This is a genomic window from Metabacillus bambusae (assembly GCF_017497975.1).
Taxonomy (GTDB): Bacteria; Bacillota; Bacilli; order Bacillales; family Bacillaceae; genus Metabacillus; species Metabacillus bambusae.
In genome coordinates, this window is sequence record NZ_JAGDEL010000003.1 from 179,214 (window position 1) to 192,484 (window position 13,271).

Genomic DNA, 13,271 nt, shown 5'->3' on the forward strand with positions numbered 1-13,271 from the left:
ATTTGATTACACTTCAATAATAGCTTTTATAATATTGTTTGCAGGATTTGTAACTTCCTCAAAATCAGTTGCAATATCATCTAACTTAAAACGTTTTGTAATGATCGGATTTACATCTATATCTCCATTTTTGACGCATGAAATAACGTACTTGAAGTCTTCTCGTGTTGCATTTCGACTTCCAAGTAAACTCATTTCTCTTTTATGAAATTCAGGATCATTAAATGTAATATCATCCTTTACGAGACCAACATAAACTAGTTGTCCTCCATGACTAACATAATCAAAGGCATTCATCATTGATGACTTATTACCTGTAGCATCAAAAACAACTTCTGGAAAATTCCCATTTGTGATCTTTGATATTTCTTCAACTGGATCTTTAAGTGCATTAACCGTAAAATCAGCATGTGCCCAATCTTTACAAAATTGCAATCGCTCTTCATGAATATCCATTGCAATCACTTTTGCACCAGCAAGCTTTGCAAATTTCATTACACCTAATCCAATTGGGCCACCACCAATAACTAGAGCAAATTGATTGTCCTCAAGTTTTGCACGCCTTACAGCATGTGCTCCAATACTTAAAGGTTCAATCAAAGCAGCTTGATCAAAACTAATGCCATTTACTTTTAACACATGATCAATAGGTAATTTGATATACTCCTTCATACCACCGTCAATATGGACTCCGAATACTTTCATATTTGTACAGCAATTCGTTTTTCCTTGACGACAAGCAATACATTTCCCACATTCTAAAAAAGGAATAACCGCAACTGAATCACCGGCTTTTAATTCCCTATCATTCATACCAACTTCTACAATTTCACCAGATAATTCGTGTCCTAACACTCTGGGATATGTAAAGAATGGTTGATTACCATAAAAGGCATGAATATCTGTTCCACATATCCCTATCCTTTTAACCTTAATAAGCACTTCTCCTTGCTTAATCTTCGGTATCTCTTCTTCTTTTTCTGCAAATCGCTTTGGTTCTTCACAACTTATGACTTTCATGCGCCACACCCTTTTAGAGAGAAATTCAATTAAGTTTAATCCTTATTACATCACAAACATTTATACGAAAACGCTTTAACAAAATTATAAACATCATCAATAGAAATTGAAATTGCGAATATGACAAATTTATACCCTATTTTAATATATTACAAGAAACAGCAGATCGTTTAAGGAGTTCAAAAACATGAAACCTTTTAATCTATCAAAATTTTAAAAAGAGTAGCCTCAGACCATGAATCAACCCGAGGCTTTAGAAGGCATTTGATAGATTACAATATAAGCTTTAAGAACCCTTTACAAAAACTGTCTTAATTGAAGTGTAGAATTCTTTTGCTGCTTCACCTTGTTCACGAGAACCTGTACTTGAAGCCTTCATTCCTCCAAAAGGAGCTTGCAGCTCAACACCAGCACTTTCAGCATTTACACGAACAAGACCTGCCTCCATATCATCAATAAAACTTAAGAAGGAACTAATATTTCTTGTGAAGATCGATGCACTTAATCCGTATTTTGAATCATTTGCAACATCAATTGCATTTTCTAACGAATCTACTTTAAGTAAAGCTAATACAGGTCCAAAAATTTCTTCTTGCGCAATAATCATGTCAGAGTTTACATTTTCAAAGACTGCTGGACGAACAAAGAAACCATTTTGATATTCGTCATCAGTTAACACTTCACCACCATAAATAAGTGATGCGCCTTCTTGCTTACCTTTTTCAATATAGCTGCATACAGTGTTGAATTGTCCCTCACTTGCACAAGGTCCCATCCAAATACCATCTTTCAAACCATCACCAATTGTAATTTCATCAATTTTCTTAAGCAGAAGCTCTTTAAATTGATCATAAATATCTGCCTCAACAATAACACGACTTGTTGCCGTACATTTTTGTCCAGTAGACTTTAAACCACCGCTTAATACGGCATCAACAGCTAAATTTAAATCGGCATCTCTTGCTACGATTACTGGGTTTTTACCACCCATTTCAAGTTGGTATTTAATACCTCTTTCTGTTGCTGACCTTGCAACATTTTTACCAACACCTTCAGAACCAGTAAACGTAATGCCATTAAGTAATGAATGATCGATAAGTCCTTGACCAATAACTGACCCAGAACCTGTAATGAAATTAAGAACCCCCTTTGGAAAACCGGCTTTTGCAAAGCATTCAACAACTTTAGCAGCAGTTACTGCAGCCTCAGTAGCTGGTTTAAACACAACGGTATTTCCATACACTAACGCTGGTGCAATTTTCCAAATAGGAATAGCTACTGGGAAGTTCCATGGTGTAATAACACCGACAACACCTAAAGGAGTTCTTCTCGTAAACATTAGTGCATCAGGTTCTGTTGACGGAATTGTATCCCCATTTGAGCGCATTCCTTCCCCAGCATAATAACGGAGAATAGCAACTCCTCTTGCTGTTTCACCTTTTGCTTCTGGTAATGTTTTACCCATTTCACGCGTCATGGTTTCTGCAATATCCTCAAGGCTTTCCTCTAGAAGATCTGCTACTTTATATAACAATTGCCCACGAGCAACTTGCCCCAACTTACGCCACCCTTTTTTGGCATTGTGTGCTGCATTTACAGCTTCGTCTAAATCAGCCTTTGATGATTTTTGTACATTACCTACAATCTCTTCTTTATTTGCTGGATTATAGCTCGCAATCACATCATGATCAGAAGATTGTTTCCATTCATTATTAATAAAATTTGAAAATGTTTGTGCTACTGTTTTCGTATGACTCACTAAAATCCACTCCCTATTTTTTAAATTAATTTATTGAAACTCAAGGTGACAAATAAATTCACCTTAGTATGAAACTGTTTCTTTTTTTGCTTGTTGTTTAACTGGATTTATAAGAATACCAACTCCTGAAATTTCAATTTCAATTGTATCCCCGTCAGTTAATGTGAATTCATTTGGAGGAACTACACAAGTTCCAGTTAACAGTACTGTGCCATCAAAGATCTCGTTATCAAGAACTAGGTATGAAACTAATTCATCTAGCTTTCTTTTTAATTGATTTACACTCGCCATTCCATCAAACACTTTTTCATTATTACGGAAAATACGGCAAGTAATGGTTAATTCATATGGATCATCTACAGCATCCGCTAGTAAAATTGCTGGTCCAATTGAACATGAATTTTTCCAAACTTTTGCTTGTGGAAGGTAAAGAGGATTTTCACCTTCAATATCACGGCAACTCATATCGTTCCCAGCTATATAGCCTAAAATTTTTCCGTCTTTATTAATAACTAATCCTAATTCTGGTTCGGGAATTTGCCAATTTGAATCTGAACGAAGATAAACTTCCTGTCCCGGACCAACTGTACGTGCAGCTGTTGATTTAAAGAAAATTTCCGGACGCTCAGCATCATACACTTTATCATAAAACGTAGTAGCATCCAGTTTTCCTTCTGTTGCTTCATAATTTCTAGCATCACGACTTTTTTCGTATGTAACCCCAGATGCCCATACTTCTGGTGCATCAAGTGGTGTTGTAAGGATGATATTTTCATATTTTTCAACTGGCTCATTAGCAGTAAACTCTTGAGCTAATGCTAATACTGTCTTTCCTTGTTTCTCTGCTTCGTTAACAAAAGACATAAAATCAGGGTATGGTAAGTCAAATACTAAACTCTCATTATTAACTACTGCTAATTGAAGTGTGCTTTCATACTTCTTATAACGGATTATTCTCATAGTAAACCCTCCTGTTTTATATTATAAAACTCAGTTTTGTTATATAGATAAAAATAGGCTAAGGCCCATTTATCATATCCTTTTATATCCATATCCTAGTGAAACGGATATTTGCTCACCAGTTTCTTTTAATAACGTTTTATACTCATTTATTATTTCATCTTTTGCCTTAGCAGAAGATAAAGACATACTAATTGCTGCAATGACCTTATTTGTATGATCCATTATTGGAACTGCCAAACAGAAAATACCTGGTTCATTTTCTTCATTATCAATAGCAAATCCATTATGACGTACACTCTGTAGTTCACTCAAAAACTCTTCGTTATTCATGATCGTTTTATCTGTTCTTTTCGTATATTCATAGTTAGTCAAGATATTCTCAATTTCACGATCATTTTTAAAAGCCACTAAAGCTTTTCCAACTGCACTTGTGTGTATTGGAACACGACGCCCAACTTTTGAATAAAGCACAGTCACTCCATGACCTTCTACTTTATCAATATATACGCCTTCCTGGCCATCTAATATAACTAAATGGACAGTATTCTTTGTTTGAAATGCTAATGATTCTAAATATTTTCTTGCATTTGTGCGAAGGTCCATATTTTCGATAACATAATTCCCTCGTTCAAACAATTTAAGGCCTAAGGAATACTTTCCATTCTCTTCATTTTGTTTTATGTAGCGATGGCTCTGTAATGTTTTTAGCAATGAATGAATTGTACTTTTATGAAGATTCATTCGTTTACTAATCTCTGTAATGCTTAATTCGTTTTCGCGGTCATCAAAAAGTTCTAGAATTCGTAAAGCTCGATCTACTGATTGGATAATTGGCACATTTCTCATTCCTTTTTTGGTAAATAAACTATTTAACACAATTATATATCATATTTTAATTACTAGAAATTACTACTAATATTGTTATTCTAGATTTTGCGATCGCAGCTATTTAGGAACACCAATTGATAAAATGTACATTTGTTTAAAAACCAATCTTTATACCGCTTACATTTTTTGATTCTGTACATTTAATTAGCATGTTGTTTTACAATATAAAATACAATTCTATATTACAGAACCAATATATTTACAATACAATACATTGGTTAAATTATCAATATAAAATATAGAAAATTCCCAACATTTAGTTTTTACTGACTTAGGGGACAAAGGGACAGGTTTGTCGTACCACCATTTATTGGAAACATCGGGTAAGTGAATACCCTAGCTCAAAAATTAACTGTCGACTTTTGATATAAAGGACTCAACTTGCAAATAATATAATGCGAAAAAGTATACTTGTTTTATAGCTTTAACCGATTAAATTCATTTTTATTAATTAAGGCTTTCCTCAATGCATCAAACCTTTTGAAATACCCTTTTACTAATATACATCGTTAGGCATCCGAATGAACTAACTACTATGAAAGGAAATAACATCGGGAAGGTAATGAACACCGCAATCAATACAATTGTTCCAAGAAGCATAAGGATAGTATGATGCGGATATGACAAACTTATAATAAAAGCATATTTCACATATTCAAGTTTCTTTAATTTGAAATGAACAAATACAGGGAAGATATATAACACGATAGAAAGATAAATAAAAGTTACTGATATTAAAACAAACAACAATATTGTAAAAATGATTCCATTCATAACTGTCAAAAAGACAAAATCAATATAAATAAAGATTCCTATTAAAAGTAGCAGCCAGCCCAAAATATTTGCGTCAGTAAATTCCTTCCGATAGCTTTTTTTAAATGTGTGAAAAACAGAAACCTGCTCCTTCAGCATCCATTTCCGGATCACTGTAAACATAGCTGCAGTTGCAGGGAAAATACCTAGAAGAAATAACCCCATTACACTAAACAAAATCCAGAGAAAATTTAGGTAGGCAAGCCGTATTGCCCAATCTCCTATAAAATTTATTTTTGAAAGCATATTATCAATCATTTTTATTCCCGCCTTTTATTCCTATGATTCTATTTTTACTGAATTTATTAAGCTTCATTCTGTAAAACCAAGTCAATTTCTTTATCTCCAAAAGAAGGAAAGAAAACTCCCTTATTTTATTAGATTAAGAGAGTTTTCTGCGAATCTATTTATTATTGAACTTCAATAACAAGGACAGATTTCGATGGGATTGTAAAAGAAATAGTATCATGATGGAGTTCAATCTCATCAAATACAGTTGGCATAATTCGATTAGTAGCTTCAAATGTATTATGCTCATTCATTGATTCTGCTGTTAATATCCGTCCAGATGCAGTTGAAAAATCTTTAATTTCATTTAGGTTACATGTGATTTTTTCAGAATGATTTGGATCTAGATTACAGACGGAAATATGAACCTTACCTGAACGAGCTTGAGAAGCAGAGACATTTAGCATTGGAAGGCTATCTTCTCCATATGTATAGCTCCCAGTACTCACACTAACCGGAAGTAACGTTGCATCCTGGTGAACTTTATACATTTCAAATACATGGTAGGTAGGGGTCAAAATCATATCCTTTCCGTCTGTTAAAATCATCGCTTGCAATACATTGATCATTTGAGCAATATTAGCCATGTGTACACGGTCACAGTTGTTATTGAAAATATTAAGGTTTATGCCTGCTACAAGTGCATCACGCAGTGTATTTTGCTGATAGAGGAATCCAGGATTTGTACCTGGCTCAACATTAAACCAAGTGCCCCATTCGTCTACGATTAAATCAACGTTTTTCTCAGGGTCATATTTATCCATGATCGCTGTATGTTTTTGAATAAGTTCTTCCATAACATATGTTCTTTTCATATAATCAAACCATTTTTCTTCAGAAAATTCTGTTGCTGAATCATAGTTTGCTCGATTACGCGTGTAAAAATGAAGTGCCAGTCCATGCATCTCAGGACGGTGATGTTCCCAAATATCCGTTACGACACTGTCTGGAAATGGCTCGGTTCTTCCTATCCCCTCTCGCATCATTACTTCTGTCCAATGATAATCTGCCTCACTAGGGCCACATGCGATTTTGTAGATTGGGGTATCTTGAAAATCTCTTACAAAAGTTTGAAAGCGGCGATAAAGATCTGCATAATATTCCACTTTCATTTTTCCTCCGCATCCCCAGTTTTCATTTCCAATTCCAAAATATTTAAGTTTCCATGGTTTATCTCTACCATTCTTTCTTCTTAAATCAGCCATAGGAGATTTTCCATCAAACGTAATATATTCGATCCATTCTTGCATTTCTTGTACCGTTCCACTGCCGACATTTCCGCAAATATATGGTTCAGCATCTATCTGTTCACATAAATCCAAAAATTCATGTGTTCCAAAGTGGTTGTTTTCAACAACTTTTCCCCAGTTATTGTTAACAATGCTAGGACGAGATTCTCTAGGGCCAATACCATCCTTCCAGTGATATTCATCAGCAAAACATCCACCTGGCCAGCGCAAATTTGGAATATTCAGTTTTTTTAAGGCTTCGACCACATCATTGCGAATCCCCCTTGTGTTTGGAATCGGAGAATCTTCTCCTACCCAGATTCCTTCATATATACATCTTCCTAAATGCTCGGCAAAGTGGCCGTAAATGTGTTTACTTATAACTTCCTTTTTTTCACTTTTATTCACATTAATTAAAGATGTCATATTAATATTCCACTCCATTTTAATAGATTTATAGGATTAATTACCCTTTTACTGCACCTGCTGCAAGACTAGATATAAAGTATTTTTGAGCAAATATAAAAACAATAATAATAGGCAACACTGTTAAAACTGAACCCGCAATTAATACATCATAGTTATTTCCATACGGAGAAAGCAATCCGGCTAAACCAATTGGAAGTGTTAACATTTCTTTCGTCCGTAAGACAACTAATGGCCACAGGAAATTGTTCCAACTAAATAAAGCTAATAAAATACCCATCGCCCCATATGCTGGTTTCATCAACGGAACCATAATTCGAAAGAAAATACCATACTCTGTACACCCATCAATTCTAGCAGCATCCATTAAATCATTAGGTAGAGATAATGCATATTGCCTAAAGAAAAAGATTGCCAATGGATGAATAATCATGGGGAGAATAACACCTGTATAGGTATTTACGAAACCTAGCCCAATCATCATTCTAAATAATGGAAGCATTAATATTTCAAAAGGAATCATCATGATTAATAAAACTAAAAACAAAACAATACTTTGACCCTTGAATCGATACATGGCAAGGCTGTACCCAACCATTGATGAAAATATCAATGCTAGAATAGTAGAGATAAATGTGATCAACACACTGTTTTTAAACCAATGGAAATAGATACTGCCATCTGTGAATAGATACACATAATTATCTAGATTCCAAAGTTCAAATTGAGGATAAACATTCAGCCCATACCTCATTAGCTCTGTTGAAGGCTTAAATGAAGCCATTGTTAATGCGGCTAATGGAAAAACGGCAATAATTACAGGGACTATCATAAACAAAAGTAATAAACCTGATGTCCATTTTCCTTGACTCTGATTCTTCATTTAATTACCTCCCTTCCCACTGAAACCTGTTAGTTTTAATTGAAGGTATCCCAAAATCCCTACAATAATCAATAACGTTACGCCAACAGCAGAGCCAAAACCTAATTGGTTATATTGAAAACCTTCTTTGTACAAATAGCCAACAAGTGTTAAAGATATATTGCCTGGAGAATTCACTGCCCAAAACACATAAGATTCTTCAAACATTTTATAACCCGCGAATAAAGTAATCGTTAATACATAAACAGTAACCGGTTTTAAAAAAGGAAGTGTAATATGTCTAAATTTATTAAAGGTATTGGCGCCATCAATTTCAGCTGCTTCATACATTTCCTTAGGTATATTTTGTAAGCCGGTTAAGAAGTAAATCATGTTTACACCCATCCATCTCCAAGTTGCCAATCCAACCATCAGAAACATAAGTGCTGCCTCATTTTGCCTCCAGGCTATAGGATCAAAGCCAAAAAAACCGATAAAAGAATTACCAAATGCCGTATCCGATTCCGCAAAAAGCAGCCGGAAAATAACACCTGCAACAATGGTAGAGGTTAAGGCCGGAATAAAGATACATGCTCTAAAAAATGTCTTGCCTTTCATTTTTTTCGAATTTAAAATAATAGCCAATAGTAGTGGCAAAGGTATTAAAATAACGATCGTCCAAAAGGTATATAACGTTGTATTGGATAGTGCTTTATAAAAGGTTGGATTAAATAGCTTAAGATAATTATTTAACCCAATAAATTTCGTTTGGCCAGGCAGTATTTCTTGGAAGCTCATTAAAATAGTAGAAATAACTGGGTATAAGTAAAACCCGCAAAAAATGAGCAAAAATGGAAACACAAACACATAAGGTGCAATTTTTTGTGAATAGAAGATCTTTTTTATTGTGGATCTTTTTCCTTTGGCGCTAACATTGACGCTTTCTTTTGTATTTACATGTGGAGGAGAATCTGGCCTCATTAGTAAACCTCCCTTTGTTCTGTAAACAGGATTACTCATGAAGGTGCCCTAACTTTTTTTGCATATCGGGCATTCTTCTTCAAGAGTATCCTGTCTGACAATCAATTATTTTATGTTCTGTTAACGACTTCGCAGTTCATCCGCAGCTTGCTTTAAGGCTTCTTCAGGAGTTTGAGTTTTTTCTCTAAGTACATTGTGTAAAACGTTTGTTTCAATCAGATCTCTTGCCAATGGAGTATGCGAAGTAATATTTAACGGATTGATTTCATCCTTAATTCCAATTAACATATCAAACAAACCCTCGCCGAAATATTCTGTAAATCTATTAGACTCTTTTAATTCAGGCGCATCCCAAACATCATGTCGTGGTGGATCAAAGCCTAGAATCGTCCAAATCTTGATATTACCTTCTTTTGATAGCTTAGCAAAAGCTAAAAAGTCTTTTGCTAGCTGAACATCTTTTGCCTGCTTTGTTACCGCAGTGCCTGTACCACCCATTCCAGCAGAGCGAAATCCGCCTTCTTCCCAACTTGGCATTGGTTTCATCACAATATTTCCTGATTGATCAGGCATATGTTCAACAAAGCGGCTTGCGTACCAGGAAGGCATAATTAACGAAGCTGCTCCACCTTCATTCATGAAAGCAAAGAATTCTTCACTATCATGTCTTGAACCAGGTGCTAGAACGGCAATTTCATCTTTATAGACCATATCATTGATAAACGTTAATACTTCTGTGTTATCTTTGTTATCTAAAATAACATCACCATTGCTGTCAAAGAAATCGGAACCTTTTTGGCTGATCATAGGATAAAAGCTCCAAAATCCAGTTGTAAAGATCGGTGTCATCGGTATATCCGTTTTAGCTTTAATCACTTTCCCAATTTCTACAAAATCATCCCATGTTTTAATATCATCAGGACTTACTCCTGCTTCATCAAATATTTTCGTATTATAAAAGGCTACTGATGCTCCGACGTGTGTAGGTGCACCATAATACTTGCCATCAGTAGAATATATATCGAATCTTGATTTAACAAAATGATCTAATTCAGGCTCGACAATATCATTTAATGGTTCTAATTGGATATCCCCTTGTAGGAAGTTCGGAAAACGATTAACCTCAATATCTACAATATCTGGTGCTCCAACACCAGATTGTAAAGATAACAATAGGTTGTTATGCATCTCATCATAAGGAAAGGATTCTGCTTTTAAATGAATTTGTCGATCTGGATATGTCTCATTCCAACTTTTGGCAGCGTCTTCAAAGAATTCCACATGTAAACCTTGAAAAGTCCAGTATGTTAATTCTTGCGCTCCCCCTTCACTAGTAGATTCTGATGAATGATCTGAAGAAGTCCCTTGGTTGCTATTGCATCCTGCTAAAATAATGCACATAACCATCAACATGATAGAATACAGTTTGAACATCTTACTCAATTTTTTTCCCCCTTTAGATAAATCTTGTTGAATGAATATCTAAAATATAAGCATCACCTCCCTAAATAAAAATTAATACCTCAGGTGTAAGCGGTTTCTAAATAGAAAGAAATACTAATAATGTCAAAGATATTTTTTGTTATATCATTTATTCTAATTTAGCTTTACAGGTTGATTGGCGGAATATTAATTTCGGTAAAACCTCGGATTTAACAGGTTTCGTTTGTTTTTTTCGTTTAATTTTTTTAATCAGTAGTTTAGAAGATCTCTCCCCCATTTCTAGAACAGGTGTAGATACTGTCGTAAGCGCTGGATCTAATAGTTCATTCCATTCAAAATCATCAAACCCAATGACTGATATATCCTTTGGAATTTTCAATCCTTTTTCTCGTATTGCCTTTAACACTTCTAAAGTTAGATTAATATTGGTCGATAAAATCGCTGTTGGTGGATTCGGACTTTCTAATAGTCGTAATGTTGTTTGTATCCCTTGTCCCTTTTCCTGTTTAATGATATTTATTAAATTATGATCAACAGGAAAATGGTAATTCATTAATGCTTTTTTATATGCTTCCAATTTTTCTTGACGAACGAGGATATTTTCAATCGGATAAAGCATAATCGCAATTTGCTTATGTCCTAAGTTTACTAGATAGTCCATAGCTTCTGTCGTTCCAGTTGTATTATCAACAATGACCATATCTTCTTGGATATTTTGAGGTGAACTATTTATAAATACCATTGGAAATTTGATAGATTGAAGATAAGTAAATAGTTCACTACGAGGGTTAATCGTATTAATAATTAACCCATCAACTCGCTTTCCAATTAACATTTTAATATTTTCTTCCTCTTGTTCTGGGGACGATGATGAGTTACTAACCATTAAACTATAGCCATTTTTTAGACATTCTTCTTGAATACCCTTTATGATTTCTGTGCAAAAAGGAGACATATCTGCTATAATCAGCCCAATGATTTTTGTCTCTTTTTTTTTCAAACTTTGAGCCACTGAATTTGGTCGAAAGTCTAATTCTTCTATTGCTTTAAGTATTTTCTGTTTCATCTCCTCTGACATATGTTTATAATTTTGATTTAGCACTCTCGAAACTGAGCTTTTTGAAACACCTGCCTTTTTTGCTACATCCTCTATTGTCGTCATTGGCTGATCCTCCTATGGTATAAAAACGGTTTCTGAAAACGGTTTATGATAAAGATTATTTAATTAGGCAAGCTTTTATTCCACTTTTTTAAAAAAGTTGATATTTCAACCAGAGGAAATACACAAGAGAAAGTCACTCTATATATCGAGAGACTTAGTGTGTAGACTAAGTGAAATTGCTAGCCCTTCAGACTGATTGCTAACGTTTACCTTTCGAGGCACGAAGCCTTGTAAGACCACACTTTTTAGACCGTACCCTCTGGCACGATCTTACCCGTTGAAATTCTTCACCTCGCCGTTTTTCCATTCTTGGCAAGCTCTTTTCCTATATTTTTCTTTGAATTCATCAGACTTTAAATTTGTTGTAGTCTATATTCGTTTAACTCAATCGGATCTAATACAAAATAACGAACAATAGCAGAAATCGCTAAAACAATGATAATAAAAGAATGATAGTAAAACTTATTTTCTTCCTCATTTATTTCACTCACTCCCCTATATGATTCCATTATATGTGCATTATAACCGGTTTTAAATTTTATACTTTGTTTTAAACATAGAAGGTGCCTTTCACTTTTGCACTAATATAACTGTGACAGGCACCCAAATTAACACAACGGCTTATGCTTTTTTTACAAACAAATCTAATAGCTCTTTGGCACTATGTACTTCTTTATCTGGTTTATATGTAGCACTTTCTGGTAAATCTTTCTTTCGATGATTCATCCAGACCGCCTGCCAGCCTGCTTGTTTTGCTCCGATAATATCTTTTTCAAAATTGTCCCCGATATAAACCGTTTTGGTTTGGTCAAGATCCATTTTCTCTTCAATAAAATCAAACACTTCTCTTTTCGGTTTTGCATGACCAATCGTTCCAGAAATAAAGGTCTTTTCTACAGGAATCCAGTGACTAAGGCCGAGCTGCTTAATTTTCATTGCTTGATGTTTTTCCTCACCATTGGTAAGAATCCCAAGCTGTTTTCCTTCTTTGAAAAGTGCATTTAGTAGTACTTCCACTTCCGGAAACAATGTAATGTTCTTTTGTTCGGCAACATACATTTCATGAAAAATAGCCGCTTTTTCAGTATCGATAGGAATATTAAAGTCCTTACAGGCAGCTATAATTCGTCCTGTCTGCCATTCAAATTTTGATATTTCCCCTGCTTCACTTTGATCAAATAAAATCTCACTATACTTTCGACTAGCTTTATATAATTGATCAATTTCTTCGTTTGAAAATGGATCTTGAAACAGCTTCCTCACAGTTTTATGAAAAGATTGTGCTTGATCATATAGTGTATCATCGACGTCAAAAATTATCGTATCCATTCGCTTAGCCCTCCTCATATTATTATGATACCACTTATAATAGAAATATGAGCTTTTGATTTTATTACTACAAACTATCAATTGCCTCTTGAAAGCTATCAATAAATT

12 protein-coding genes are annotated in these 13,271 nt (G+C 34.4%); all 12 read right to left on the reverse strand.

Translation table 11 applies throughout. From position 1 onward, the window contains the following. Positions 1 to 6: 6 nt before the first annotated feature. The gene (locus tag I7822_RS05720) at positions 7 to 1,020 is read right to left on the reverse strand and encodes a zinc-binding alcohol dehydrogenase family protein (RefSeq protein ID WP_207975944.1); all 1,014 of its coding nucleotides are present in this window, start codon (positions 1,018 to 1,020) and stop codon (positions 7 to 9) included. Positions 1,021 to 1,306: 286 nt separating this feature from the next. Beyond that, positions 1,307 to 2,779 (reverse strand): alpha-ketoglutaric semialdehyde dehydrogenase GucD, encoded by a 1,473-nt coding sequence (gene gucD, locus I7822_RS05725; RefSeq protein ID WP_307847686.1) that lies wholly within the window; start codon positions 2,777 to 2,779, stop codon positions 1,307 to 1,309. Positions 2,780 to 2,842: 63 nt separating this feature from the next. Continuing rightward, on the reverse strand, positions 2,843 to 3,739 hold the full coding sequence (locus I7822_RS05730; protein WP_207975946.1) for a fumarylacetoacetate hydrolase family protein: 897 nt from the start codon (positions 3,737 to 3,739) through the stop codon (positions 2,843 to 2,845). Positions 3,740 to 3,811: 72 nt separating this feature from the next. Continuing rightward, complete coding sequence (locus tag I7822_RS05735) at positions 3,812 to 4,579, reverse strand: IclR family transcriptional regulator (RefSeq protein ID WP_207975948.1); 768 nt, start codon at positions 4,577 to 4,579, stop codon at positions 3,812 to 3,814. 522 nt (positions 4,580 to 5,101) lie between these two features. Next, a complete protein-coding gene (locus I7822_RS05740; RefSeq protein ID WP_207975950.1) occupies positions 5,102 to 5,701 on the reverse strand; it encodes a YesL family protein in 600 nt (199 codons plus the stop codon). Positions 5,702 to 5,853: 152 nt separating this feature from the next. Next, complete coding sequence (locus I7822_RS05745; RefSeq protein WP_207975953.1) at positions 5,854 to 7,386, reverse strand: alpha-N-arabinofuranosidase; 1,533 nt, start codon at positions 7,384 to 7,386, stop codon at positions 5,854 to 5,856. Positions 7,387 to 7,426: 40 nt separating this feature from the next. After that, positions 7,427 to 8,269 carry a carbohydrate ABC transporter permease gene (locus I7822_RS05750; RefSeq protein ID WP_207975954.1) on the reverse strand — a complete coding sequence of 281 codons (843 nt, stop codon included), beginning with the start codon at positions 8,267 to 8,269 and terminating at the stop codon, positions 7,427 to 7,429. After that, a complete protein-coding gene (locus I7822_RS05755) occupies positions 8,270 to 9,229 on the reverse strand; it encodes a carbohydrate ABC transporter permease (protein WP_207975956.1) in 960 nt (319 codons plus the stop codon). It abuts the gene before it with no gap. 120 nt (positions 9,230 to 9,349) lie between these two features. Then, positions 9,350 to 10,663 (reverse strand): ABC transporter substrate-binding protein, encoded by a 1,314-nt coding sequence (locus I7822_RS05760; RefSeq protein WP_207976321.1) that lies wholly within the window; start codon positions 10,661 to 10,663, stop codon positions 9,350 to 9,352. Positions 10,664 to 10,820: 157 nt separating this feature from the next. After that, a complete protein-coding gene (locus I7822_RS05765; protein WP_207975958.1) occupies positions 10,821 to 11,834 on the reverse strand; it encodes a LacI family DNA-binding transcriptional regulator in 1,014 nt (337 codons plus the stop codon). Positions 11,835 to 12,187: 353 nt separating this feature from the next. Further along, positions 12,188 to 12,325 carry a hypothetical protein gene (locus tag I7822_RS05770; protein ID WP_207975959.1) on the reverse strand — a complete coding sequence of 46 codons (138 nt, stop codon included), beginning with the start codon at positions 12,323 to 12,325 and terminating at the stop codon, positions 12,188 to 12,190. Positions 12,326 to 12,455: 130 nt separating this feature from the next. Further along, entirely contained in the window at positions 12,456 to 13,163 is a 708-nt protein-coding gene (locus I7822_RS05775; RefSeq protein ID WP_207975961.1) for an HAD family hydrolase, read from the reverse strand. Positions 13,164 to 13,271: the final 108 nt, after the last annotated feature.

What these genes read in the sequence shown, in the direction of transcription:
- I7822_RS05750 (WP_207975954.1), bottom strand. Translation starts at nt 8,269, where the DNA reads ATGAAGAATCAGAGTCAAGGAAAATGGACATCAGGTTTATTACTTTTG.
- I7822_RS05775 (WP_207975961.1), bottom strand. Translation starts at nt 13,163, where the DNA reads ATGGATACGATAATTTTTGACGTCGATGATACACTATATGATCAAGCA.
- I7822_RS05720 (WP_207975944.1), bottom strand. Translation starts at nt 1,020, where the DNA reads ATGAAAGTCATAAGTTGTGAAGAACCAAAGCGATTTGCAGAAAAAGAA.
- I7822_RS05765 (WP_207975958.1), bottom strand. Translation starts at nt 11,834, where the DNA reads ATGACGACAATAGAGGATGTAGCAAAAAAGGCAGGTGTTTCAAAAAGC.
- I7822_RS05730 (WP_207975946.1), bottom strand. Translation starts at nt 3,739, where the DNA reads ATGAGAATAATCCGTTATAAGAAGTATGAAAGCACACTTCAATTAGCA.
- I7822_RS05755 (WP_207975956.1), bottom strand. Translation starts at nt 9,229, where the DNA reads ATGAGGCCAGATTCTCCTCCACATGTAAATACAAAAGAAAGCGTCAAT.
- I7822_RS05760 (WP_207976321.1), bottom strand. Translation starts at nt 10,663, where the DNA reads ATGTTCAAACTGTATTCTATCATGTTGATGGTTATGTGCATTATTTTA.
- I7822_RS05745 (WP_207975953.1), bottom strand. Translation starts at nt 7,386, where the DNA reads ATGACATCTTTAATTAATGTGAATAAAAGTGAAAAAAAGGAAGTTATA.
- I7822_RS05740 (WP_207975950.1), bottom strand. Translation starts at nt 5,701, where the DNA reads ATGATTGATAATATGCTTTCAAAAATAAATTTTATAGGAGATTGGGCA.